We start from the raw sequence: 25,726 nt of genomic DNA, 5'->3' as shown, positions 1-25,726 counted from the left end.
CGCGTCAAGGGCGGACGGGTGCCGGAGGTGTCCACCGCCTTCACCGGCCGCGCCCGGCTCGGCGGCTGGGTGATCGTGGCGGTCTTCGCCGTCATCGCGATGTGGCTCGGCGTGGTCCAGTTCGTGCAGGCGCCGTCGCTCTCCGCGAAGGCCGAGAGCCAGCGCCAGGTCAAGGAGGTGTTGCCGGCCGTGCGCGGATCGATCACCGACCGCTCCGGGCAGCCGATCGCCTTCACCATGGAGGCGAAGTCGCTGACCATGCAGCCCGTGATCGTGCGCAAGCAGATCCAGGAGAAGTACGACAAGGCGGTCGAGGCGAAGAAGGAGAACCCGAAGTCCGACGATCCCGTCACCGTCGACGACCGGCTGCAGCAGATCGCCAAGAAGATCGTCTCCGTCCTCGGAGACTCCGTGAACGAGCAGAAGCTGCTCGAGCAGATGCGCGGCAACGACACCTTCGTCTACCTGGCCCGGGGAGTGGACCCCGCCAAGGCGTCCGCGATCACCGACGAGTACGAGGAGGTCGGCGCCGAGCGACAGTCGATCCGCAACTACCCGGGCGGCTCGCTCGCGGCGAACATCGTGGGTACCACCGGCTTCGAGGGACAGGGCCTCATCGGTCTCGAGTCCTCCCTCGATTCGATCCTCGCCGGCACCGACGGCTCGCGGACCTACGACCGCGGCTCCGACAACGCCGTCATCCCCGGCAGCACCCGCGATGTCCATCCCGCCGCGAACGGTGCGCGCATCGTGCTGACCCTCGACAACGACGTCCAGTTCTTCGTGCAGCAGGCCGTCGCGCAGGCGAAGGCCAAGTCCGGCGCGAAGAGCGTGCAGGCGGTGGTGCTCGATTCCAAGACCGGCCAGGTGCTCGCGATGGGCGTGGACAACACCTTCAACCCGTCGCTCGGGATGAACAATCAGGCGGCCTCGGCGCGCACCGGCAACCTCGCCGTGACCACGCCCTTCGAGCCCGGCTCGGTGAACAAGCTGATCACCGCCGTGGCCGCGATCGACGGCGGGAAGACCAAGCCCGACGAGGTGCTGCAGGTCCCCGGCCAGATCCGGATGGCGGGCGTCACCGTCAAGGACGCGTGGGCGCACGGCACCGAGCCGTACACCACCACCGGCGTCTTCGGTAAGTCGTCCAACGTCGGCACCCTGATGCTCGCGCAGCGCGTCGGTGAGGACGCCTTCGCCGACTACGTGAACCGCTTCGGTCTCGGCCAGGCGACCGGCGTCGGCCTGCCCGGCGAATCCGGGGGCGCGGTCCCCGCGCGCAACCAGTGGTCCGGCGGCACGTTCGCCAATCTGCCGATCGGCCAGGGCCTGTCGATGACGGTGCTCCAGATGGCGGGGATGTACCAGGCGCTCGCCAACGACGGGGTGCGGATCCCGCCGCGCATCATCAAGGAGGTCGACGGTGCCGCCGACCCCGCCTCCGGCGCCGAGCCGGTCCGGGTGATGAGCCCCGAGACCGCCCGCACCGTGCTGGACATGTTCCGCGCCGCGCTGCAGAAGGACCCCATGGGCTACCAGCAGGGCACCGGCGCGCCCGGTGCGGTCGAGGGCTACCAGATCAGCGGTAAGACCGGCACCGCGCAGCAGGTCGATCCGGTGACGAAGGCGTACTCGAACTCGCTGTACAACATCACCTTCGCGGGCGTCGCCCCGACGAACGACCCGCGCTTCGTGATCGGCCTGATGATGGACGCGCCCACCCGGAGCTCCGACGGCACCGGCGGGCAGTCCGCGGCGCCGCTGTTCCACGACATCGCCTCGTTCCTGCTGCAGAAGTACGGCGTCCCGCTCTCGCCGCCCGCGCAACCGTTGACGCTGGTGGCCGGGAAGTAGTTAACCGACGGGTAGGATCTACCGGTGCCCGAATCGACTCTCACACGTCCAGCTCATTCCCGCGGAGCCACGCCGGCCGAGGTCGTAGCGCAGGTCGCGGGCGTCACCCTCGCCGGCGCGGACGCCGCCGGCGTCCTGCTGACGGGGGCGACGGTGCGCGCTCAGGACGCGCGCCCGGGCGACCTCTTCTGCGCCGTCCCCGGCACCGCCACGCACGGCGCACGCTTCGCCGCCGGCGCGATCGAGGCGGGGGCCGTGGCGGTCCTCACCGACGCCGACGGTGCCGCGCTCCTCGCCGAGGACGGCCTCGACGTCCCCGTCCTGCTGCACGCCGACCCGCGCTCGGTCCTCGGCCCCGTCGCTGCCGTCGTCTACGGCGCACCGTCGACGCGGATGACGCTCGTCGGCATCACCGGCACGTCCGGCAAGACCACCACCAGCTACCTGGTCGAGGCGGCGCTCGCGGCGGGCGGCAACCCGACGGGGTTGATCGGCACCGTCGGGACCCGGATCGCGGGGGTGGACGTCCCGAGCTCGCTCACCACGCCCGAGGGCACCGCGCTGCAGGGGCTGTTCGCGTCCATGGTGGAGCGCGGCGTGACCGCGACGGTCATGGAGGTCAGCTCGCACGCCCTGTCGCAGAACCGCGCGGGCGGCAGCCGGTTCGCGGTGGGCGCGTTCACCAATCTCAGCCAGGACCACCTGGACTACCACCCCACGATGGAGGACTACTTCGCTGCGAAGTCGTTGCTCTTCATCGGGCCGGAGGCCTGTGAGCGCGCGGTGATCTGCGTCGACGACGAGTGGGGCCACCGCATGGCCGAGCTGCGTCGCGCAGCCGGGCTGCCGCTGGTCACCGTCGCCACCACGGGGCCGGCCGACTGGACCGCCGGCGAGGTCGCGGCGCACTCCGACGGCACCCAGCGGTTCACCCTCAGCGGCCCGGACGGGCAGAGCTACTCCGCCGTCGTCGGCCTGCCCGGCGCCTACAACGTCGCCAACGCCGCGCTGGCGCTGGTCATCGCCCAGGAGGCCGGCGTGCCGCTGGCCGACGCGATCCGCGGGATCGGCGCCGTCGCCGTGCCCGGCCGGGTGCAGCGCATCGACCGCGGCCAGGACTTCCTCGCCGTCGTGGACTACGCGCACAAGCCCGCCGCGCTCGACGCCGTGATCGCGACGCTGCGCGGGCAGACCGCCGGCCGCATCGTCGTCGTCGTGGGCGCGGGTGGCGACCGCGACCGCGGCAAGCGGCCGCTCATGGGCGAGGCCGCGGCGCGCGCCGCCGAGCTGGTGATCGTCACCGACGACAACCCGCGCACCGAGGATCCGGCCGCGATCCGCGCCGCCGTGCTCGCGGGTGCGCGCGCCGTCGTCGGCGGCGGCGAGGTGCGCGAGGTGGGCGACCGGCGCGCCGCCATCGTCGAGGCCGTGAATTGGGCCCGCACCGGCGACGTGGTGCTCGTCGCCGGCAAGGGGCACGAGGCCGGCCAGGAGATCGACGGCGTCAAGCACCCCTTCGACGATCGTGACGAGGTGGCGGCCGCGCTCGAGGCGCGTGCCGCGGGGGAGGCCCGCGCATGATCGAACTCACTCTGCGCGAGGTCGCCGCCGTCGTCGGCGGCACCCTGCACGACGTGCCGGACCCGGAGGTGAAGGTCACCGGCACCGTCGAATTCGACTCCCGCGAGATCGGCCCCGGCGGCCTGTTCCTCGCGCTGCCCGGCGCCCGCGTCGACGGGCACGACTTCGCAGCGACGGCGATCGAGAAGGGTGCGGTCGCGGTGCTCGGCGCCCGGCCCGTCGGTGTCCCGGCGATCGTCGTCCCCGTCTCCGGTGAGACGGACAACCGCGTGATGGCCCTCGAGAACGACACCGACGGCGCGGGCGCCGCGGTGCTGAAGGCGCTCGGCGACCTGGCCGCGCACTGCACGAAGGCCCTCGCCGCCGCCGGGCTGACGGTCGTCGGCGTCACGGGCTCCGCGGGGAAGACGTCGACCAAGGACCTCATCGCCGCCGTGCTGCGGCCGCTCGGCGAGACCGTGGCGCCGCCCGGCTCCTTCAACAACGAGATCGGCCACCCCTGGACCGCGCTGCGCGCCACCGCGTCGACGAAGTTCCTGGTGCTGGAGATGTCGGCCCGCGGCGAGGGGCACATCGCCGCGCTGGCGAAGGTCGCGCCGCCCCGGATCGGCGTGGAGCTCAACGTCGGTACCGCCCACCTCGGCGAGTTCGGCTCCCGCGAGGCCATCGCCCGCGCGAAGGGAGAGCTGGTCGAGGCGCTGCCGGCGGACGGGCTCGCGATCCTCAACGCGGACGACGCGGCCGTGGCCGCCATGGCGTCGAGGACCGCGGCGCGGGTGGTCTTCTACGGCACGGGCGGCACGGGCGGCGAATCCGGTGCCGCAGGGGCCGAGGTGGCCGCGGTCGACGTGCGCATCGACGGGCAGGCCCGCGCCTCCTTCACCCTGCGCACCCCGTCGGGCGAGGCGCCCGTCGCGCTCAAGGTGCACGGCGAACACCAGGTGCACAACGCGTTGGCCGCAGCGGCCGTCGGCCTGGAATGCGGCGCGAGCGTCGCCCAGGTGGCCGAGGCGCTGTCGGCCGCGGGGGCCGCGTCCCCGCGCAGGATGGACGTGTTCACCACCGACGGCGGGGTCACCGTCGTCAACGACACCTACAACGCCAACCCCGACGCGATGCGCGCCGCGCTCCGCAGCCTGGTGCTCATGTCCGAGCACGACGAGGCGGGGGAGCGCCTACCCGGCCGTGAGCGCCGGCGGACCTTCGCGGTACTGGGCGAGATGGGCGAGCTCGGCGACGACTCGATCCTCGAACACGACCGGCTCGGCCGCTTCCTCGTGCGGCTCGACATCACCTCGACCATCTGCGTCGGCACCTCGCGCGCGGTGCACGCGCTCTGGCAGGGCGCCGTGATGGAGGGCTCGTGGGGCAGTGAGGCCGTGCGGGTGGACACGCGCGAGGAGGCCGTCGAGCGGCTGCGCGCCGAGCTGGCGCCGGGCGACCTCGTTTTGGTCAAGGCGTCGAAGTCCGAGAAGATGTGGGAGGTCGCCGAGCACCTGGGCACGGCCGGCCCGCGCACCGATGAACACCGAGTCGATGAACACGAGAACGGGGAGTCACCGAAGTGATCCAGATCCTGTTCGCGGGCGGCATCTCGCTGGCCGTGGCGATCCTGCTCACACCCGTCCTGATCCGGGTCTTCTCCCGGCAGGGCTTCGGTCAGGAGATCCGCGTCGAGGGGCCGCAGAGCCACCAGAAGAAGCGCGGCACCCCGTCGATGGGCGGCGTCGCGATCGTCGTGGCGCTGTGGGCGGGTTACCTGGGCGCGCACCTGCTCGGCTGGAACTCCGGCCCGGGACCCAGCGCCTCGGGCCTGCTGGTCCTCGGCCTCGCGACCTCGCTGGCGATCGTCGGCTTCCTCGACGACTTCATCAAGGTGCGCAAGCAGCGCAACCTGGGCCTGAACAAGACCGCGAAGACCGTCGGGCAGACGATCGCGGCGGTGATCTTCGGCGTGCTGGTGCTGCAGTTCCCCAACGCGAACGGCGTGCGCCCGGCCAGCCAGTTCCTCAGCTACACGCGCGACATCAACACGCTGTGGATGTACTCCTTCGTCTTCGTGATCTTCTGCTGGTTCGTCGTCTCCGCCTGGTCGAACGCCGTGAACTTCACCGACGGCCTCGACGGCCTCGCGGCCGGCTCCATGGCGATGGTCCTCGGCAGCTACGTGCTCATCAGCTTCTGGCAGTTCCGCTACGCCTGCGAGACGAAGCAGGTCGCCGGCTGCTACGACGTGCGCGATCCGCTCGACCTCGCGCTCATCGCGGTCGCCGCGGGCGGCGCCTGCCTCGGCTTCCTGTGGTCGAACGCCGCGCCCGCCAAGATCTTCATGGGTGACACCGGTTCGCTGATGCTGGGCGGCCTGCTCGCCGGCCTGTCGATCACCACCCGCACCGAGCTGCTCGCCGTCGTGCTGGGCGCCCTGTTCGTGGCCGAGATGGTCTCGGTGGTCGTCCAGATCGCGGTCTTCCGCTCGACGGGACGCCGCGTCTTCCGGATGGCGCCCTTCCACCACCACTTCGAGCTCTCCGGGTGGGCGGAGACCACGGTCATCATCCGGTTCTGGCTGCTCACCGCCATCGCCTGCGGCCTGGGCCTCGTGCTCTTCTACGCCGAGTTCCTCGGCTCCGGCGCGGTCGGCTAGATGGCGACGATCCCCGGCCCCGGCGCGCACGTCCTCGTCGCGGGCGGGGGTGTGACCGGTCCCGCCGTCGCCCGGGCCCTGCTCCGGCTCGGGGCCACCGTCACCGTCGCCGACGGGAAGCCCGCCGCTCGGGAGAAGATCGCGGGCGAGATGCCGGGCATCGTCGTCGCCGATCTCGACGGGCACGACCCGTCCGGCTACGACCTGGTCGTCGTCGCCCCGGGCTTCCGGCCCACCGCCCCGGTCGTGGTCGCGGCGCAGGCCGCGGGCGTCGAGGTGATCGGCGACGTCGAGCTGGCCTGGCGGATCGACCGCGCCGGCGCCTTCGGGGCGCCGCGCGACTGGCTCGTGGTGACCGGCACCAACGGCAAGACCACGACCACGCAGATGCTCGAATCCATCCTGCTCCGGGCCGGAGCGCGGGCTGTGGCCTGCGGCAACATCGGCCGCCCGGTGATCGACGCGATCGGCGACGACGCCGACCCGCGCGTGCTCGCCGTCGAGATGTCCTCTTTCCAGCTGCACTGGGCCCCGTCGGTCCGGCCGCGCGCCGGCGTCGTGCTCAACGTCGCGGAGGACCACCTCGACTGGCACGGCTCGATGGCCGCGTACACGGCCGACAAGGCGCGGGCGCTGTCCGGTGAACTCGCCGTGATCGGCCTCGACGATCCGGTGGCGTCGGGCCTGCGAGGGGCCATCACCGTCGGCTTCACCGCCGGGGAGCCCGGCGCGGGGGAGTACGGCGTGCGCGAGGGCATCCTCGTCGACGCGGCGGGGGCCCCGATCCTGCCCGCCGACCGGGTCTCGCCGCGCGGACCGGCCGGGATCGCGGACGCCCTCGCGGCGACCGCCCTGGCGCAGGCCGTCGGCGTGACGGCGGCGCAAGCAGGCGAGGCGCTCGCCGCGTTCCGGGTGGGCGCGCACCGCGCGGAGCCGGTCGCGCAGGTCCGTGGCGTCACCTACATCGACGATTCCAAGGCCACCAACCCGCACGCGGCACTGAACTCGATCGAGGCGCACGAGCGGGTGGTGTGGGTCGCGGGCGGTCAGCTCAAGGGCGCTGACGTCGACCCGCTGGTGCAGCGCGTGGCGTCCCGGCTCGTGGGCGCGGTGCTGTTGGGCGTGGACCGGGACGAAATCGCGGGTTCACTCGCGCGACACGCGCCCGATGTCCCCGTGGTTCGGGTGTCTTCGGGCGACGATGTTCCTGTGTCTCCTGTGACTAATGATGCAAGCCGTTCTGTAGGGACGTCTGGTGCAGTCGATGTTCGAGTGTCCGGCGATGCGGATGCGGTGATGGCGACGGTCGTCGGCGAAGCCGCCCGCCTCGCCGACGCCGCGCTCCCGGCCACCCCGTCCGCATCGGGCCCGGTCCCGGCGCCCGTCGTGCTGCTGGCGCCCGCGGCGGCCTCGCTCGACATGTTCCGCTCGTACGGTCACCGCGGCGATGCCTTCGCCGCCTCCGCCCGCGCCCTCGGGGACGCATCGTGAGCCGCGCCGGCAAGGCCGCCACCAGCTCCGACACCGACACCGACATCGCACCCGGCGGTATCAACGCCCCCGAGAGCACCGAGTTCGACGCGCAGCCCCAGGACACCGGCGCATCGACCGGCGGTGCCGGCGTGGGATCCCGCGGGGCGGCCGCCGCCTCCGCGGCGCGCTCGGGCGCCGACGTCGCCCGGAGCGGCGCCTCCCTGCTGCGGAACGCCGCCGTGGGGCTCGTGACGGCGCTGCGCCGGCCGCTCGCCTCCTTCCACCTGGTGCTCGGGCTGACCGCCGTACTCACGGTCATGGGCCTGATCATGGTGCTCTCGGCGTCCTCGGTGGAGGACATCAGCGCCACGGGATCGCCCTACGACAAGTTCACCAGCCAGCTGATCTACGTCGGCCTCGGTGTGGTCGCCTTCATCGTCGCCCTGTACCTGCGGCCCGCGCTGCTGCGCCGGGTCGCCCTCGGCGGCGTGCTCGTCTCGATCGCGCTGCTCGCCGCGGTGCTCGTGCCCGGCGTCGGGTCGAAGGTCGGCGGCGCGCGCCGCTGGATCGACCTGGGCGGCTTCACCCTGCAGCCCTCGGAGATCGCCAAGGTCGCGCTGATCCTCTGGGGTGCGCACCTGCTGGCGGACCGTGGCCGCAGGGGCAACCTCAAGGAACTGCTGCTGCCGCTCGGTCCGGTGGTCGTGCTCATGGCCGCGCTGGTCGTCGCCGAGCCGAACCAGTCGACCGCCATGATCATCGTCGCGATCGGCGCCATGCTCCTGTACTACGCGGGGCTGTCGTCGAAGCTGATCGCCTCGCTCATCGTGGTCTTCACCCTGCTCGGCGTCTTCTTCGCGCTGGCGGAGGGCTACCGCTCGGCGCGCGTGCAGGCGTGGCTCGGCCGCACCGACGACGCCCTGGGCGCCAACTACCAGTCGAACCAGGCGCGGTACTCGCTCGCCGACGGTGGGCTGTTCGGTGTCGGCCTGGGCAACTCCACCGCCAAGTGGAGCTACCTGCCCAACGCGCACAACGACTTCATCTTCGCCATCATCGGCGAGGAGCTGGGCTACCTCGGGGCGGGCGTCGTCATCCTCATGTTCGGCATCCTGACCTGGGTGGGCATGCGGATCGCGGGCCGGGTGGCCGATCCCTTCCTGCGGCTCATGGCGGCCACCATCACGACCCTGATCGCGCTGCAGGCGATCATCAACATGGGCTACGTCGTGGGCCTGCTGCCCGTCACGGGCATTCAGCTGCCGTTGCTCTCCGCCGGCGGCAACTCCGTCATCCTCGTGCTGTTCATGATGGGGCTGCTCGCGAACGCCGCCCGGCACGAGCCCGAGGCCATCGCCGCGCTCGCCGGCGGCCGGGAGAGCCGGGCCGGGCGACTGCTGCGCCTGCCGAAGCCCCTGCCGTACGTCCCGCCGCGCCCCGACCGCCCGTCGGGCCGCGGAGCCGCGCCGCGCCAGCCCCGCCCGATGCCCGCGCGACGTGGGCCTTCGCGGCCGGCGGCCCCGTCACCGTACGATCGACACCCGTACGGTGACGAGAATCTGACCCGGCGCCAGGCACCGCGGCGCGAGCTCCCGCCGATGCGCTCGCAGGGGCGCACGTCGGAGCCGTGGCGGGGCCAGCGCGCCGGATCGCAGCGGACCGCGCCGCAGCAGCGGCGCCGAGGACAGGAAAAGGGCAGACGGGCGTGGTGAGTTCCTCTCGATCGGTTTCGGTGGTGGTGGCCGGTGGCGGCACCGCAGGACACATCGAACCCGCGCTCGCGGTGGCCGACGCCGTCCGGGCACTGCAGCCCGACGCCGCGGTCACCGCTCTCGGCACGCCGAAGGGCCTCGAGGGCCGCCTGGTGCCCGAGCGCGGCTACCCGCTCGAGATGATCCCGCCGGTACCGCTGCCGCGGAAGCCCGGCAAGGATCTCGCGAAGCTGCCCTTCACTCTCACCGGCGCGGTGCGCCGGACCCGGAAGGTGCTCCGGGAGACCGGTGCGGACGTGGTCGTCGGCTTCGGCGGCTACGTCGCGCTGCCCGCCTACCTCGCGGCCCGGAGCATGGGCCTGCCCATCGTGATCCACGAGGCCAACGCCAGTGCAGGAGTCGCCAACAAGGTCGGCGCCAAGCTGGCCACGAAGGTCTTCGCCGCCGTCCCGGGCTCGGGCGTCGCCGCTGAGGTGGTCGGCATCCCCGTGCGCGGCGCGATCACCGGGCTCGACCGCGCGGCCCTGCGCGCCGAGGCCCGGGCGCACTTCGGGCTCCCGGCCGACGGGCCCGTCGTCCTCGTCTTCGGCGGCAGCCAGGGCGCGGTCCGCCTCAACGACGGTGTCGTCGGCGCCGCCCGGGACTTCGCCGACGCCGGCATCGGCGTGCTGCACGCCTACGGACCCAAGAACTCCGTGCACGTCGACGTGCCCGGATACGTCGCAGTGCCCTACCTGTCGCGGATGGACCTCGCGTACGCGGCCGCCGACCTGGCCGTCTGCCGCTCCGGCGCGATGACGGTGGCCGAGGTCGCGGCCGTCGGGCTGCCCGCGGTCTACGTTCCCCTGGCGCACGGCAACGGCGAGCAGGCGCTCAACGCGCGGCCGGTCGTCGCCGCGGGTGGCGGACTCCTCGTCGACGACGCCGACTTCACGGCGGACCTGGTGCGCGAGAGCGTGATCCCGCTCGCGACCGACGCGGAGCGGCTCGCCGCGATGAGCGCCGCGGCCGGCGGCACCGGGCACCGCGACGCGGCGGGCACCGTCGCCGCCGCGGCCCTCGCACTGGCACAGGAGAGGCGGAAGTCGTGACCGACTCGACCGGAGCGCTGCCCGAACGGCTGCAGCGCGTCCACATGGTGGGCATCGGGGGTGCCGGCATGTCGGGCATCGCGCGGATCCTGCTCTCTCGCGGCGGCCAGGTGTCGGGCTCCGACGCCAAGGAGTCCCGCGGCGTCATCGCCCTGCGCGCCCGCGGCGCCCAGGTGCAGGTCGGTCACAGCCCCGAGGCGCTCGACCTGCTGCCCGGTGGCCCGACGGTGGTCGTGACCACCCACGCGGCGATCCCCAAGGACAATCCCGAGCTGGTCGAGGCGCAGCGCCGGGGGATCCCCGTGATCCTGCGGCCCGAGGTGCTGGCCGATCTCATGGACGGCTACCGGACCCTGCTCGTCAGCGGCACCCACGGCAAGACCTCCACCACGTCGATGGCGGTCGTGGGCCTGCAGCACTGCGGCGCCAATCCCTCCTTCGCGGTGGGCGGCGAGCTCAACGAGTCGGGCACCAACGCCTTCCACGGCACGGGTGAGGTCTTCGTCGCGGAGGCCGACGAGTCCGACGGCTCGCTGCTGCAGTACTCGCCCGATGTCGTCGTCGTGACCAACGTCGAGGCGGACCACCTGGACTTCTTCGGATCCGAGGAGAAGTACGTCGCGGTCTTCGACGCCTTCACCGAGCGGATCCGGCCCGGCGGGACGCTCGTCGTCTGCGTCGACGATCCCGGCTCGGCCGCACTCGCGCAGCGCACCTGGGCGACGCTGCGGGACCGTGGTGTCCGCGTCCTCGGTTACGGCGAGGGCGGCCGCCGCGACGACCTCGCGCCCGACGTGCCCCTGACGGCGCAGCTGATCGACTACAAGCCCCGCGCCACGGGCGGCATGCTCAAGGTGCGCTTCACCGACGAGGAGGGCGTCGCCACCGAGCGCGCGCTGATGCTCTCGGTCCCGGGCAAGCACATGGCGCTCAACGCGGTGGCGGCGACGCTCGCGGTGGCGGCGACGGGCTTCCCGATCGCGAAGGCGATCGCGGGCATCGAGGCCTTCGGCGGGGTGCACCGCCGGTTCCAGCTGCGCGGTACGGAGCAGGGCGTGCGCGTCTTCGACGATTACGCGCACCACCCGACCGAGGTGCGCGCCGTGCTCACCGCCGCCGCCGAGATGGTGACCAAGCAGGCCGAACCGGGGCGCGTGATCGTCGCCTTCCAGCCCCACCTGTACTCGCGCACCGAGCAGTTCGCCGCCGAGTTCGCGGAGGCCCTGAGCCTGGCCGACGAGGTGGTGGTGCTCGACGTCTACGGTGCGCGCGAGGATCCGCTGCCCGGCATCACGGGGGAGCGGATCGCCGAGAAGGTGACCGCGTCGAGCCGCTACGTGCCCGTGCAGTCCGAGGTGGCGGGGGTCGTCGCCGGCCTCGCGCGGCCGGGCGACGTCGTGATCACGATGGGCGCCGGCGATGTGACGATGCAGGCGCCCACGATCCTCGACGCACTGGCGCAGCGGGGCGCCGAGGCGGGCGCGTGAGTGCTCCCGCGACGCGTAGGCGTGTCCCGGGTCTGCGGCGCCTGCTGCTGATCCTGCTCGCGCTGATCGTCGTGGGCGGGCTCGCCGTCGGCGCGTACTTCTCGCCGGTGCTCTCGGCGCGCGACGTCTCCGTGACCGGCGCGACGAACGCTCCGGCCGACGAGGTCGCGAAGGTGGTGGAACCGCTCAAGGGGCGGCCGCTGCTGCAGATCACGTCGGCGCAGCGCGATTCCTACGCGGCGAGGGTGATCACGGTGAGTCCGTGGATCGATCGCGCCACCGTGACGGTGAAGTACCCGTCGACGCTCGTCGTGCAGGTCGTCGAGCGCGAGGTGGTGGCGTACGCGCAGCGGCCCGCGGGCATCGTCCTGGTCGACGCCAAGGGCGTGCCGTTCATCAAGGTGGGGGAGCCGCCGATCCTCACGCCCAAGCTCGTGGTCAACGACCCGAAGCCGGACGATCCGTCGACGACTGCGTCGATCGCGGTGCTCAAGTCCCTTCCGCCGGACCTGCACGGGCAGATCGTCGAGATCGGCGCCGATTCCCCGGCCAACGTGCGGTTCGTCCTGCGCGACAAGCGCGTCGTCTACTGGGGCGACGACTCCCGGGCCGAGGCCAAGACCGCGGCGCTGCGGATGGTGCTCACCCGTCCCGGCAAGGAGTTCACCGTCATCAATCCGGACATGCCGACCACCCGCTGAGTGTGGTCTTCCGCTCACCGAGAACGTTTTTCCCCGACACGCCCACGTGGTTACGAGTCAAGTGCCGTACGGCCCTCTACCTTGGTTTCAGACCAGCTACTTGACATAACTTTAAGCCTTCTGTTGAGGTTTAGGGTTCGTCTCGAAGCACAGACTTCACATCCATGGGAAGGCGAAACATGACCGCCGCGCACAACTACCTCGCCGTCATCAAGGTCGTCGGCATCGGCGGCGGCGGCGTCAACGCCGTCAACCGCATGATCGAACAGGGGCTCAAGGGCGTCGAGTTCATCGCGATCAACACCGACGCGCAAGCGCTCATCATGAGCGACGCCGACGTCAAGCTCGATGTGGGTCGTGACTCCACGCGCGGCCTCGGAGCCGGCGCCGATCCCGAGGTCGGCCGCAAGGCCGCCGAGGACGCGAAGGACGAGATCGAAGAGCTCCTCAAGGGTGCCGACATGGTCTTCGTCACCGCGGGCGAGGGCGGTGGCACCGGTACCGGTGGCGCCCCCGTCGTCGCGAGCATCGCCCGCAAGCTCGGCGCCCTCACCGTGGGCGTGGTGACCCGCCCGTTCACGTTCGAGGGTGCTCGCCGCGGTAAGCAGGCCGAGCAGGGCATCACGTCGCTGCGCGAGTCCTGCGACACGCTCATCGTGATCCCGAACGACCGCCTGCTGCAGCTGGGCGACGTGAGCGTCTCCGCGCTCGACGCCTTCAAGAGCGCCGATGAGGTCCTCCTCAACGGCGTGCAGGGCATCACGGACCTGATCACCACTCCGGGCCTGATCAACGTCGACTTCGCCGACGTCAAGAGCGTGATGTCCGGCGCCGGCAGCGCCCTCATGGGCATCGGCTCGGCGCGCGGTGAGGGGCGCGCGCTCAAGGCGGCCGAGGCCGCGGTGAACTCGCCGCTGCTGGAGACCTCGATGGAGGGCGCGCACGGCGTGCTCATGTCGATCGCGGGCGGCAGCGACCTGGGCCTGTTCGAGATCAACGAGGCCGCTTCGCTGGTGCAGGGCGCCTCGCACGAGGACGCGAACATCATCTTCGGCACCGTGATCGACGACAACCTCGGCGACGAGGTGCGGATCACCGTCATCGCCGCGGGCTTCGACGGCGGCGCGCCGGCGCGCCGCCCCGTCACCCGGATCGGCGGCCAGCACACCGCCCCCGAGCCCGCGGCCGCCGCCGCGGAGCCGGAGGACGCCCGCCGCGGCAACCCCTTCGGCGCCCGCCCCGCGCGCGCCAACGATCCGTTCTCGGCGGGTCCTGCGGGCCGCGAGACCCGGTCGGACGACGACTTCGACCTCGACGTCCCGTCCTTCCTGCAGAACCGCCGCTGACGATTGCTACGACGACGGCGCTCCCGGCTCTGCCGGGGGCGCCGTCAGTAGTCTTGTGACATGACTGAACCCGCGAACGCTCCTGTCTCTGCGGCCCGTGTCCGGCGGGTGACCACCACCCGCGCGGGCGGCGCCTCGCAGGCCCCGTACGACTCCTTCAACCTCGGCGACCACGTCGGCGACGATCCCGCTGCCGTCGCGGCGAACCGGGAGCGCCTCGAGCGCGAGATCGGCGTCGAGCCCGGCCATGTGGTCTGGATGGAGCAGATCCACAGCCGCAACGTCACCGTCGTCGACGGTCCGCGTGCGGAGCCCGTGGAGGCCACCGACGCCCTCGTGACCGCCGTGCCGGGCCTCGCGCTCGCGGTGCTCACCGCGGACTGCGTCCCGATCCTGCTCTCCGACGACGAGGCGGGCGTGCTCGCCGCCGTGCACGCGGGCCGGGTGGGGGCGCGGATCGGGATCGTGCCTGCCGTGATCGACACCATGCGCGAGCTGGGCGCGCGTCCCGAGCGCATCGGCGCCTTCCTCGGCCCCGCGGCGAGCGGCGCCAAGTACGAGGTGCCCGCCGCGATGGCCGCCGACGTCGAGCAGCACCTGCCCGGCAGCCGGTGCCGGACGGAGAAGGGGACCGACGGGCTCGACCTGCGCGCGGGCATCCGGCGCCAGCTGCAGGATCTGGGTGTCGCGGCCGTCGCGCAGGACCCGCGGTGCACGATCAGCGACGCCACGTTGTTCTCCCATCGCCGGGGTGCGCCGACGGGCCGGCTCGCCTCCGTGATCTGGATCGACACGACGAAATGACATCGATGGGATTCGTGCGCGTGTCGGAACCACGATTCGCGGGTGCAGCCCACTAATCTCACTTCCATAACGACAGTCACAACCGTCACACCAGCCCATGCAGGCGCCGAGGAAGGGCAAAGATGAGCACTCTGCACAAGGTCAAGGCGTACTTCGGGATGGTTCCGCTGGATGCCTACGACGACGGATACGTCGACGAGGGCACCCCGCAGCCGCGCGGCCGCCGCAGCCTCGACGACGATTTCGACGACTACCGCTCCGACTACCGTGGCGACCGCGGCTACGCGTACGACGGCCGGCGCGCCGACGAGTACGACTCGTACCAGCCCGCCTACGAGGACGGCTACGCCGCCCGTGGCGTCGGCTACGACGACCGCTACGAGCGCGACTACCGCGAGCCCGCTCGGACCTCGCTGCCGCGCCTGGAGCCGCTGCGGGACGCCTCGCGCCCCGTCGCACCGTCCACCCGTGGTGCGCTGGCGATGGACACCCGCGCCGACGTGCTGAGCCAGGAGAACCCGATGTCGCGCATCACCACCCTGCGTCCCACCTCGTACGAGGAGGCGCGCACGATCGGTGAGCGGTTCCGCGAGGGCATCCCGGTGATCATGGACCTGACCGCGATGGACAACGCGGACGCCAAGCGTCTCGTCGACTTCGCCGCCGGCCTGACCTTCGCGCTGCACGGCTCCTTCGATCGCATCACCACGAAGGTCTTCATGCTGGCCACGGCCGATATCGACGTGACCGAGGAGGACCGCGCCCGCATCGCGGAGACCGGTTTCTACAACCGCTGACGGATTCGGGCAGACTGTACCGGTGCAAGCATTCTGGCTCGTCGTCTACGTCCTCCTCTCGATCTTCTGGTTCCTCCTGATCGTCCGGCTCGTGGTCGAGGTCGTGAAGTCCTTCGCGCGGGAGTGGTTCCCGAAGGGGATCGTCGCGATCCTCCTCGAAGGAGTGTTCACCGTCACGGATCCGCCGTTGAAGGCGCTCCGGAAGATCATTCCGACGGTGCCGCTCGGACCGGTCCGGCTCGATCTCGCGTTCATCGTGCTGTTCCTGCTGGTAGCGGTCGCGCAGTCGGTCGTGAGCCGTCTCGCCGTGTAACGCCGGGCGGGGTTCCGAACGAGTCATCAATCGGACATTTCATTGCGTGATTGTTGGGTGATGAGGAACAAACGGGTCTGGTGTGACAGGATGTGCACTAGTTACAGTGTTGGTCCGAGTGACTTGAGATCTGTCGAGCAGCCGAATTGAGGGGAAACGACCTATGAAGCTGACACCCGCCGACGTGCGGAACGTGGCGTTCAGCAAGCCGCCTATCGGAAAGCGCGGCTACAACGAGGACGAGGTGGATCAGTTCCTCGATCTGGTCGAGACCGAGCTCGCTCGGCTGATCGACGAGAACAACGATCTGCAGCAGCGCAACACCGAGCTGGAGCGCGAGCTCAGCGAGGCCCGCGCCGGCGGCGGCGAGCAGCCGTCCGCCGACAGCACCGTCGCCTTCGCGTCGCCGACGCCGAACGCGCCGGCCCTGGCCGAGACAGCGGCTCCGGCCGCCGCCGCGGCGCCGGCGACCACCGAGGAGGCGCACGTGCGCGCCGCCAAGGTCCTCGGCCTCGCGCAGGAGACCGCCGACCGCCTGACGAACAACTCGCGTTCCGAGGCCGAGAAGCTGGTCTCCGACGCTCGCGCCCAGTCGGAGGCCATGGTCGCCGACGCGCGCCAGAAGGCCGACGCCATGCTGGCCGACGCCCGTCAGCGCTCCGACGCGCTGCTGGCCGACGCCCAGACCCGGTCGGAGAACCAGCTCCGCCAGGCGCAGGAGCGCTCCGACGCGCTGCAGGCCGAGGCCGAGTCGAAGCACACCGAGATCATGACCACCATCAACCAGCAGCGCACCGTGCTGGAGGGTCGGATCGAGCAGCTCAAGACCTACGAGCGCGAGTACCGCACCCGCCTCAAGACCTACCTCGAGGGTCAGCTCGAGGAGCTGCAGTCGCTGCGCAGCGCCGCCCCGGTCGATCACGGCCAGGGTCGCGGTGGCGACTTCAACGATCCCGGCAACGCCGCCGGCGGCAACCAGCAGTACAAGTAGCCGCTGGTACCGGCTGGTACTAGGGCGGAGTTCTCATGCTGTTAGCGGCACTGGGGGCGACGGTCATCGGGTTCATCCTGCTGATCGTCGCCCTCGTCACGGCCAATCTGTGGCTCGCGATCGCCTGCGTGGTGGTCTCGGTGGTGGGCGTCGGTCTCCTGCTGGGCGACGTCCTCACCTACCGGCGCGGCGAGCGCGACAAGGCCGACGGTGACCGCGCCGCCGCGTGGAGTCCGGGGGACCGGTCGGACGACGAGTCCGACGAGGACGACGCCCCGGCCGCGAAGACGGCGGCGGCCACGGCCTCGGAGGGTGAGCCCGCCGAGGCCGCCTCGGAGTCGCCGGACGACGACGCGGCCCGGGAGGCCGGCACCGTCGGGCACGAGGAGTTCGGGCGTCACGACTCTCCGGACGACGACGCCCGTCCGACGACCCAGTTCGCGATGGGCCCGCTCGGCGGCCCGACGGGGTGGGAGCACGAGTCGCCCGCGGACACGGACGACGAGGCCACCCGCGGGCTGTTCGCGCCCGGGAAGTACGACCCGGACATGACCGACCAGATCCCGCAGATCCGGATCGATCAGGCGTGGGGTGCGGAGTGGACCCCGCCGAAGCCGCCCGAGTCGGACGATCCCGACCAGAAATGACCTTGCACTGAGCGCTATCCTTGGGACAGCACTGCGTTGATCCGGCCATCACCGGGGAGCATCCGGAAGAACGGGCCCGCCTGCGGGTCCCAGTAGAACCGGACGGGTGGGCCCGTCACAGCCCGGTTCAAGTGGCGTCGCCCCGGGACACCGGGAGGCGCAAGCGGGGTGGTACCGCGGAGTCCGGCTACAGGGCCGGGCGTCGTCCCCGTGCTGGTAGTAGACGGCACGAGGAGTCACCGTGAGTGAGAAGCGCCCCTATCCGCTGGTCGATATGACCCGCGACGACGACGGCCCCGCCCGGACGGGCGCACCGTCGTTCCCCGATCTCGAGGAACGCGTGCTCGCGTACTGGGCCGAGAACGACACCTTCCGCAGGTCGATCGCGAACCGCTCCCAGTCGGAGGAGTTCGTCTTCTACGACGGCCCGCCCTTCGCCAACGGCCTGCCGCACTACGGCCACCTCCTGACCGGCTACGTCAAGGACCTGGTCCCGCGCTACCAGACGATGCGCGGCAAGAAGGTCGACCGCCGCTTCGGCTGGGACACCCACGGCCTGCCCGCCGAGCTCGAGGCCGAGCGCCAGCTGGGGATCAAGGACAAGTCCGAGATCGAGACCATGGGCGTGGAGAAGTTCAACGACTACTGCCGCTCCTCCGTGCTGCGCTACACCGAGGAGTGGCGCCAGTACGTCACCCGCCAGGCGCGTTGGGTGGACTTCGACAACGACTACAAGACGCTCGACCTGGACTTCATGGAGTCCGTCATGTGGGCGTTCAAGACCCTCCACGAGAAGGGCCTGATCTACCAGGGCTACCGCGTGCTGCCGTACTCCTGGTACGAGCAGACGCCGCTGTCGAACCAGGAGAGCAAGCTCGACGACGCCTACAAGATGCGGCAGGACCCGGCGGTCACCGTCGGGATGCCACTCAAGACCAAGGGCACCCCGCTGGAGGCGCTCGACGGTGTCGAGGCTCTCATCTGGACCACCACGCCCTGGACGCTGCCCTCGAACCTCGCGATCGCGGTGCACCCCGACCTGGACTACGTGCACGTGGTGGGTCAGGACGGGAAGGAGTACCTGCTGGCCGAGGCGCGCCTGGGCCAGTACGCCCGCGAGCTGGGCGAGTCGCCGGAGGTCAAGGGTCGGTACAAGGGCCGCGACCTGGAGTTCGCCGCCTACGAGCCGCCCTTCGACTTCTTCGCCGGCCACCCGAAGTCGCACGTCACGCTGCTCGCCGACTACGTGACCACCGATTCCGGTACCGGCGTGGTGCACCTCGCGCCCGCCTTCGGTGAGGAGGACATGGACCTCGCCACGGGCAAGTACGGCATCGAGGTCGTGCAGCCGCTCGATCCGGGCGGCAAGTTCACCTCGGCGGTCCCGCCGTACGAGGGCCTGCAGGTTTTCGACGCCAACCCCGTCATCGCCAAGGACCTCAAGGCCAAGGGCCGGCTGCTGCGGCACGAGACGATCGAGCACAGCTACCCGCACTCGTGGCGTTCGGGCCAGCCGCTGATCTACATGGCCGTGCCCTCGTGGTTCGTCGAGGTCACCAAGATCATCCCGCGCATGCTGGAGCTCAACCAGGACATCACCTGGAACCCGGCGCACATCCGCGACGGCCAGTTCGGCAAGTGGGTCGAGGGCGCGCGCGACTGGAACATCAGCCGCAACCGCTACTGGGGCGCCCCCATCCCGGTGTGGGTCTCCGACGATCCCGCGTACCCGCGCGTCGACGTGTACGGCTCGCTGGACGAGCTCGAGCGCGATTTCGGCGTGCGCCCGACCAACCTGCACCGCCCGTACATCGACGAGCTGACCCGGCCGAACCCCGATGACCCGACCGGGCAGTCGACCATGCGCCGCGTTCCCGAGGTGCTGGACTGCTGGTTCGAATCGGGCTCCATGCCCTTCGCGCAGGTCCACTACCCGTTCGAGAACCAGGAGTGGTTCGACAGCCACTTCCCGGGCGACTTCATCGTCGAGTACAACGGGCAGACCAAGGGCTGGTTCTACAACCTGCACGTGCTGGCGACGGCGCTGTTCGATTCCGCCGCCTTCCGCACCGTCGCGGCGCACGGCATCGTGCTGGGCCACGACGGCCTCAAGATGTCCAAGTCCAAGCGGAACTACCCGGACGTCAACGAGGTCTTCAACCGCGACGGATCCGATGCCATGCGCTGGTTCCTCATGGCCTCGCCCATCCTGCGCGGCGGCAACCTCGTGGTGACCGAGCAGGGCATCCGCGACGGCGTGCGGCAGACGCTGCTGCCTCTGTGGAACGCCTACTCCTTCCTGCAGCTGTACGCGGAGAAGCCGGCGACTTGGCGCACCGACTCGCAGGACGTGCTGGACCGGTACATCCTCGCGAAGCTCGCACAGACGCGGGATGCGATGACCGAGGCGCTCGACACCTGCAACATCGCCGATGCCTGCGAGGAGCTGCGGCTCTTCGTCGACGCGCTGACCAACTGGTACGTGCGTCGCTCGCGCGCGCGCTTCTGGGACGGCTCCGACGCGGGTGCCTTCGACACTCTCTACACGGTGCTGGAGACCACCTGCCGGCTCGCGGCGCCGTTGCTCCCGATGGCCACCGAGGCCATGTGGCGCGGCCTCACGGGCGGGGAGTCGGTGCACCTGACCGACTGGCCGTCGGCGTCCGAACTCCCCGCCGATCCCGAGCTCGTGGCGACGATGGACGAGGTCCGCGACGTCTGCTCGGTGGCGTCCTCGGTCCGCAAGGCGAACAAGCTGCGCGTGCGGCTGCCGCTGCACACGCTCACCGTCGCCGGACCGGGTGCGGAGAAGCTCGCGCCGTTCGCGTCGATCATCGCCGACGAGGTGAACGTCAAGGACGTGCAGGTCTCGCCGGATGCGGATCGGTACGGCAAGGTCGAGATCGCGGTCAACGCCCGCGCCGCCGGCCCGCGCCTCGGCAAGGACGTGCAGACCGTGATCAAGGCGGTGAAGTCCGGGGATTACGAGGTCGTCGACGGTGCCGTCGTCGCCGCCGGTATCGCCCTGCAGGACGGCGAGTACACCCGCAAGCTGGTGGCCGCGGCGCCGGACTCCACCGCGGAGCTGCCCGACGGTGCCGGACTCGTCGTGCTCGACCTCACCGTGGACGCCGAGCTCGAGGCCGAGGGCTGGGCCAAGGACCGCATCCGCGAGATCCAGGAGGCACGGCGCGCTGCCGGGCTCGACGTGAGTGACCGGATCGCGCTGGTTCTGGACGTGCCGGCGGAGCACCTCGCGGCCGCGCAGGCGCACAAGGATCTGATCGCGGGCGAGGTGCTCGCCACCTCGCTGGAGTTCGCCCCGCTCGTCGGGGACGCCGACGCGGTCGACCTGGGTGACGGCGTCCGGGCCCGCCTGACGCGCGCCTGAGCGTTGTCGCGCCGTGGCTGAAGCGGGGCCGAGCGCGGCGGAGCGGAGCGCACGCTGGGTGCTCCACTTCGACATGGACGCGTTCTTCGCGTCCTGTGAGCAGTTGACCCGGCCCACCCTGCGCGGGCGCCCCGTGCTGGTAGGTGGGCTCGGCGGCCGCGGCGTGGTCGCCGGCTGCTCGTACGAGGCGCGGGTCTTCGGCGCGCGCTCGGCGATGCCGATGCACCAGGCGCGCCGCCTCGTGGGCGCCTCGGCGGTGGTGCTGCCGCCGCGCGGGGCGCTGTACGGCACTGTCAGCCGACGGGTCTTCGCGACGGTGCGCGGACTCATCCCCGTCGTCGAGACGCTGTCCTTCGACGAGGCCTTCGGCGAGCCCGCCGAGCTCGCCGGGGCGTCGTCGACGGAGGTGGTGGCCTTCGCGGAGGAGCTGCGCGCACGGATCATGGCGGAGACGGGGCTCGTCGCCTCCGTCGGCGCGGGGGCGGGCAAGCAGGCCGCGAAGATCGCCTCCGGCCTCGCCAAGCCCGACGGGGTGTCCGTCATCCCGCCGGCGGCGCAGGAGTCGATGCTGTACCCGCTGCCCGTCCGGAAGCTGTGGGGCATCGGCCCGGTGGCGGGGGAGCGGCTGTCCCGCTTGGGGATCGATACCATCGGGCAGTTCGCGGCGATGAGCGAGGTCGAGGTGGTCTCCGTCCTCGGCGTCACGCTGGGGCCGGCGCTGCACCGGCTCGCACGGGGCGAGGACGACCGGCCGGTGGCGGTGAACGGCGAGGCGAAGTCGATCAGCGCCGAGCACACCCTCGAGACCGACGTGACCACGATGAACGCGCTGCGCCGCGAGATCGACCGCAGTGCCGAGCACGCGCTGCGGCGGCTGCGCCGGGACGGGCGTGGTGCGCGCACCGTGGTGCTCAAGCTCAAGCGGTCCGACATGTCCCTGCTCACCCGGTCCGCGACGCTCCCGTCCGCCACCACCGACGGTGCCGTGCTCACCGCGACCGCGCAGCGCCTCGCGCTCGATCCGATGGAGATCGGCGGCCTGCGACTCGTCGGCGTGGGCTTCTCCGGGCTGAGCAGCGTGGAGCAGTTCACCCTGTTCGGTGAGGAGCCCGCGGTGGCTCCCGAAGCCGACGTCTCCGAGAGCGAGGCCGCCGCCGCGTCGGCCGAGGTCGAGGTGCCCGCCGTGGGCTGGCGTCCGGGCATGGACGTGCGGCACCCCGAGTTCGGGCACGGCTGGGTGCAGGGAGCGGGGCACGGCGTGCTCAGCGTGCGTTTCGAGACCCGCACGTCCGGTCCGGGGCGCATGCGCAGCTTCAAGGCCGACGATCCGGATCTGCGCGAGGCCGACCCCCTCGACTCCCTCGACTGGCCCGCCGAGCACCTGCGGTCCGGCGAGGACGACGAGGACGACTGACGGGTTCAGCCGAAGCGGTGGAGCACGCTCCGCACGGCCTGGACAGTGGTGGTCCGGTCGAAGGTCTGCACGAAGTCGAACGTTCGCTCCAGATCCGGTCCGTTGTCGTGGCGGTCCCTGGCCGCGATGAGCGCACTGAAGTGCGGCCCCACGACGGCGACGGTCCACTCGTCGACCAGCGGGTCGCCGGGAGCCAAGGGTGCCCGATGCACGTTGCCCTCGCTGGCGGCCACGATCTCGGTCCCGTACACCCCTGCGAAGCCCGTCACCTCGGACAATGCGTTCCACCGCGCCGCGGTGGACTGCGTGAAGTGTCGCGAGTGCTGGAAGGTGCCGATCGCGACCATCGGCCATGCCATGCCGGTGGCCTGCGCTTCGAGGGCCTTGCTCATCTCGATCAGCAACGACTTGGTGCCGCGCCGCGGTGCCGTGTCGCGCGTCGCGAGCGCGAACGGTGTCGTCTCTTCGACGTCGGGCGTGGTCCAGACGGGTGCGGCGGGCAGCGGGACGAGATCCTCGGCGAGCAGCGTCTCCGCCGGCAGTGCGGGGTACAACTCGCCGATGCCGAAGGTGGCGCCGATCGTCTCCGCGGTGGCGCGGGTGGCCTCGTCGTTCACGCCCTCGGCGATGATCGTGCAGTGGGAGCGCTCCGCGTGCGCGGCCAACGCGTGCACGATGCGTGCCGTCTCGGCGGACGTCGGCGCGTGGAGGAGCGTCGGTGTGACCACGATGACGTCGGGTTCGATGAGGGCCAGGAAGGCCAGCGCGTGATCGGCGTCGTCGCCGATCTCGAGACAGATGGTGTTGCCGCGTTCCCGCGCGGTGCCGAGCGCTCGGAGCATTCCGTGCGGCGCCTCCCCGAACAGGTGCGCGGACACCGAGGCGAGGATCCGGGTACTCGGGGCGGGCGGGAGAGTGGATCCGGTGTCCGTGAGGTAGGGCGCGTCGAAGGCGGCCATCACGGGTAGCTCCCCGACGAGCGCGCGGAGCTGCGGATCGGTGATGCAGTCGGCCTTGATGCGGTCGAGATCGTGCTTCTCGTCCATGAGGCGCGCGACGCGGCGGAGCTCCTGTGCGGAATGCAGGGCTCCCGCATTCGCTGCGCGCAGCTGGAGTTCGACGGCGGCGAGTGCGCCGTCGGTGAGGCGGCGGACCGGGGCGAGCGTCACGTCAAGCTCGATTCCGGCGACCGGCCGGGCGGGCCGCTGGAGGATGCTCGTCATTAGAGGAGTTAATCACATGTTTCGGGCAAATGTGGAGGCGAGTGAGCACGACCATCATGGTGGCCCGAATTCGTGGATGTTCCAAGCCTGCGCGGGGGTGGTTATGAAATTGGTACCTGAATAACGAAAAGGTAACAGCGTCATGGGAGGTGATGTTGAAGTCTTTGGGGTGCATAGGTATTGGCCAAAGTACGGTATGTGGTGCAATTGCATATCAATCCGGTTCCGCTGGATTCTTCGGATTTTCGACGATGCACGGGTGGCGGGATGTGTGTCCGGACGCCTAGCGTTCGATTCACTGTCGACCTGAGGAGCCGGTATGGAAACCGATCAGCTTTTTGCGCACTGGCTCGAGGGGCCCGAGGCTCGGAGGATCTCTGCTCAGCTCGAGGGGTGCGGGATCGGTGAGCGGCTGTGGGCCTTCGCGGAGGCGTACCGCCGGTCGCGCCCCGAGGTGCAGTGGTCCGTCCCCGAGGCGGACCGGGGCGTTCGTGAGGGGCAGCGCGTCGCCGCGATGTGACCGGTGAGCCCGTACCGGTACTGCGGCCGCAGCAATCAGGCCGCGGCGCGCAGGTCGGTGGGCATCTGGAGGTTCCACGGCTCGTCGGCATCGTGTTCGGAGAGAAGGTCTTCGAGGATCGGTGGGCCGTGGGGACCATCGAGGATCGCGGCGATGTCGTCGTGGATGGAGTCGACGCACTCGCCGTACCGCACACGGAGTTCCTCGCCGCGCCAGAGGTTCTGGAGCTCGGCACAGCGCACGCGCCACCGTTCGAGTGCGTGCCGGTAGAGCTCGTCTGCGTGGTGCTGGTGATTGACGCGGTGCTGCTGTGACGGGTCGGCTGTGCGACGCCACCCGGTGCGGCCCGCATAGTCGCCGACGCGGACGGTGATGGTGTCCCAACCGCGACGGGCGTCCTCGGTCCGCGGCGTGACCTTGCCGTGGTGGGCGTCGCACGCGAGCGTGAGGCAGGTGATGTCGGTGGCGCCGCCGTCGGCCCACTCTGTGATGTGGTGCACCTGGCAGCGGGTGGCGGGCGCCTCGCACCCCGGCGCGGTGCACCCCTTCTCGGAGCCGTACAGCGCGATCCGCTGGTCCGCGGAAGCGAGCCGTTTCTCCCGGCCCAGGAACAGCGGCCGCGACTGGAGATCCAGGACGAGCACGTACCGCGGGTTCGCGCCCATCATGCGGAGGGCGTCCTCCACGGGCATGCGCCCGCCGGTGGCCGTGGTCGCGATTCCGGTCTCGGACTCCAGCTGATCGATGGTGAGAGTGATGATGGGGACGCAGGTGACACCCCGTTGCTGCCCGAGGGCGCCGGAGTTGATCGCCGCCGCCAGTGCTGTGACCAGCGCGTCGTGGTTGCGTTGGGCGGTGGTCCGCCGGTCGCGTTTCGCGGCGGCCCGGACCGCGTCCTGATCGGTGAGGTCAACGGGATCGTCCGCGTCGGCGGGATTGTTCACACCCGGACGTGCGAGCTTCTCGAGGATCGTGTCCAGCAGTGCACGTCCCTCGGGGGACAGGTCACCGCCGAACGGCGTCATCAGATCGTCGTCCTGCCGCCCCACGCTGAGTCCGCGAGCGCGGGCGATCACGTCGGAATCCGGTTCGGCCCCATCGGGATCGAGGTGGGCGAGCGCGCGAGCGCCGATGACGGCCAGGTCCTCGGGTGTGACATCCGCCGCGGCTGTGACCAGAACATCCTCGAGGACCGCGGCCTGGTCGGGACGGATCGTCCTGCGGCACTTCGCGAAGACGCGCTCGATCGTGAGGGCGTGCCTATCCGAGATCACCCCGTCCCGCTGCGCCTCGGCGACGAGCGCGTACCGCGGCTCGGGGCACACCCCGTGCCCGTGTTGCGGAACACGGTCGCGAGCGCCGTGGATCCGGTCGCGTGCCTCGCCGCTCGCGAGGCGCAGGCGCTGCACCAGTAACTCCTTCATGCCGGTGTAGCCGAGCTGCCCCGGCAGCCCCTGCTCCGTGGCGACCTGGGCGAGGAGGTGCCGGCTGAACGGAAGCCTCCGCGACGCGGTCTCCAGTCGCTCCAGAGAGGCGAGAACGTCCTGGGGATCCAGCATCACCGGATCCACCTGCGCGAGCCGTTCGGCCGCCTGTTCGAACGCGGTGAGCGCGTCGAGATACTCGACCGCTGTGCAGGTAGTCGTGCTCATCGCGCCCCTCCTTCTGTCTCGATTCTACGCGCTCCTGCTGCGATCGCAAGATCGATTCGAAGAAATGTTCTACCTTTGAGGGGTG

Annotated in this window: 20 protein-coding genes; 18 read left to right on the top strand and 2 right to left on the bottom strand. The window is 71.0% G+C overall.

The features are described from left to right. Positions 1 to 18: 18 nt before the first annotated feature. From FK268_RS00855 to FK268_RS00775, 17 genes are all read left to right on the top strand, one after another. Positions 19 to 1,854: a peptidoglycan D,D-transpeptidase FtsI family protein gene (locus FK268_RS00855; protein ID WP_438695962.1), complete on the top strand. Its 1,836-nt coding sequence runs from the start codon at positions 19 to 21 to the stop codon at positions 1,852 to 1,854. Positions 1,855 to 1,878: 24 nt separating this feature from the next. Further along, positions 1,879 to 3,435, top strand: coding sequence for a UDP-N-acetylmuramoyl-L-alanyl-D-glutamate--2,6-diaminopimelate ligase (locus FK268_RS00850; protein ID WP_146430254.1), 1,557 nt, complete (start codon positions 1,879 to 1,881; stop codon positions 3,433 to 3,435). Further along, entirely contained in the window at positions 3,432 to 5,003 is a 1,572-nt protein-coding gene (locus FK268_RS00845; RefSeq protein WP_146430252.1) for a UDP-N-acetylmuramoyl-tripeptide--D-alanyl-D-alanine ligase, read from the top strand. Before FK268_RS00850 ends, FK268_RS00845 begins: the two co-directional genes overlap by 4 nt. Further along, positions 5,000 to 6,079: a phospho-N-acetylmuramoyl-pentapeptide-transferase gene (gene mraY, locus FK268_RS00840; RefSeq protein ID WP_146430250.1), complete on the top strand. Its 1,080-nt coding sequence runs from the start codon at positions 5,000 to 5,002 to the stop codon at positions 6,077 to 6,079. Before FK268_RS00845 ends, mraY begins: the two co-directional genes overlap by 4 nt. Then, positions 6,080 to 7,570 carry a UDP-N-acetylmuramoyl-L-alanine--D-glutamate ligase gene (murD, locus tag FK268_RS00835; protein WP_146430248.1) on the top strand — a complete coding sequence of 497 codons (1,491 nt, stop codon included), beginning with the start codon at positions 6,080 to 6,082 and terminating at the stop codon, positions 7,568 to 7,570. It abuts the gene before it with no gap. Then, entirely contained in the window at positions 7,567 to 9,264 is a 1,698-nt protein-coding gene (gene ftsW / locus FK268_RS00830; protein WP_146430246.1) for a putative lipid II flippase FtsW, read from the top strand. The genes murD and ftsW overlap by 4 nt, the downstream gene beginning before the upstream one ends. Beyond that, positions 9,258 to 10,355 carry an undecaprenyldiphospho-muramoylpentapeptide beta-N-acetylglucosaminyltransferase gene (gene murG, locus FK268_RS00825; protein ID WP_146430244.1) on the top strand — a complete coding sequence of 366 codons (1,098 nt, stop codon included), beginning with the start codon at positions 9,258 to 9,260 and terminating at the stop codon, positions 10,353 to 10,355. Before ftsW ends, murG begins: the two co-directional genes overlap by 7 nt. A gap of 44 nt (positions 10,356 to 10,399) precedes the next feature. Next, entirely contained in the window at positions 10,400 to 11,842 is a 1,443-nt protein-coding gene (gene murC, locus FK268_RS00820) for a UDP-N-acetylmuramate--L-alanine ligase (protein ID WP_231706914.1), read from the top strand. Next, positions 11,839 to 12,543, top strand: a complete 705-nt coding sequence (locus FK268_RS00815) for a cell division protein FtsQ/DivIB (protein ID WP_146430240.1) — start codon at positions 11,839 to 11,841, stop codon at positions 12,541 to 12,543. The genes murC and FK268_RS00815 overlap by 4 nt, the downstream gene beginning before the upstream one ends. Positions 12,544 to 12,722: 179 nt before the next feature. Then, positions 12,723 to 13,889: a cell division protein FtsZ gene (gene ftsZ / locus FK268_RS00810; protein ID WP_146431763.1), complete on the top strand. Its 1,167-nt coding sequence runs from the start codon at positions 12,723 to 12,725 to the stop codon at positions 13,887 to 13,889. 60 nt (positions 13,890 to 13,949) lie between these two features. Beyond that, a complete protein-coding gene (gene pgeF / locus FK268_RS00805) occupies positions 13,950 to 14,693 on the top strand; it encodes a peptidoglycan editing factor PgeF (RefSeq protein ID WP_146430238.1) in 744 nt (247 codons plus the stop codon). 122 nt (positions 14,694 to 14,815) lie between these two features. After that, complete coding sequence (locus tag FK268_RS00800; protein ID WP_146430236.1) at positions 14,816 to 15,490, top strand: cell division protein SepF; 675 nt, start codon at positions 14,816 to 14,818, stop codon at positions 15,488 to 15,490. Positions 15,491 to 15,512: 22 nt separating this feature from the next. Further along, on the top strand, positions 15,513 to 15,803 hold the full coding sequence (locus FK268_RS00795; RefSeq protein WP_146430234.1) for a YggT family protein: 291 nt from the start codon (positions 15,513 to 15,515) through the stop codon (positions 15,801 to 15,803). A 163-nt stretch (positions 15,804 to 15,966) separates the two neighbouring features. Beyond that, positions 15,967 to 16,794 carry a DivIVA-like cell division protein Wag31 gene (gene wag31, locus FK268_RS00790; RefSeq protein WP_146430233.1) on the top strand — a complete coding sequence of 276 codons (828 nt, stop codon included), beginning with the start codon at positions 15,967 to 15,969 and terminating at the stop codon, positions 16,792 to 16,794. Between the two features lie 35 nt (positions 16,795 to 16,829). After that, positions 16,830 to 17,441: a hypothetical protein gene (locus tag FK268_RS00785; protein ID WP_146430231.1), complete on the top strand. Its 612-nt coding sequence runs from the start codon at positions 16,830 to 16,832 to the stop codon at positions 17,439 to 17,441. Positions 17,442 to 17,715: 274 nt separating this feature from the next. Next, positions 17,716 to 20,832 carry an isoleucine--tRNA ligase gene (gene ileS, locus FK268_RS00780; RefSeq protein ID WP_231706913.1) on the top strand — a complete coding sequence of 1,039 codons (3,117 nt, stop codon included), beginning with the start codon at positions 17,716 to 17,718 and terminating at the stop codon, positions 20,830 to 20,832. 13 nt (positions 20,833 to 20,845) lie between these two features. Beyond that, a complete protein-coding gene (locus tag FK268_RS00775) occupies positions 20,846 to 22,246 on the top strand; it encodes a DNA polymerase IV (RefSeq protein WP_146430228.1) in 1,401 nt (466 codons plus the stop codon). Between the two features lie 5 nt (positions 22,247 to 22,251). On the opposite strand, the gene FK268_RS00770 is transcribed toward FK268_RS00775, so the two are convergent. Further along, positions 22,252 to 23,469 carry a DICT sensory domain-containing protein gene (locus tag FK268_RS00770; RefSeq protein ID WP_231706864.1) on the bottom strand — a complete coding sequence of 406 codons (1,218 nt, stop codon included), beginning with the start codon at positions 23,467 to 23,469 and terminating at the stop codon, positions 22,252 to 22,254. A gap of 319 nt (positions 23,470 to 23,788) precedes the next feature. Here FK268_RS00770 and FK268_RS00765 point away from each other — a divergent pair, with 319 nt between their 5' ends. Next, positions 23,789 to 23,989, top strand: coding sequence for a hypothetical protein (locus FK268_RS00765; protein ID WP_146430226.1), 201 nt, complete (start codon positions 23,789 to 23,791; stop codon positions 23,987 to 23,989). Between the two features lie 35 nt (positions 23,990 to 24,024). Here the strand turns inward: FK268_RS00765 and FK268_RS00760 are convergent, their stop codons facing one another. Next, positions 24,025 to 25,641, bottom strand: a complete 1,617-nt coding sequence (locus tag FK268_RS00760) for an HNH endonuclease signature motif containing protein (protein WP_146430224.1) — start codon at positions 25,639 to 25,641, stop codon at positions 24,025 to 24,027. Between the last annotated feature and the right edge of the window lie 85 nt (positions 25,642 to 25,726).

The organism is Tsukamurella sputi, assembly GCF_007858445.1.
Taxonomy (GTDB): Bacteria; Actinomycetota; Actinomycetes; order Mycobacteriales; family Mycobacteriaceae; genus Tsukamurella; species Tsukamurella sputi.
This window is presented reverse-complemented; position numbering and strand designations above follow the sequence as displayed.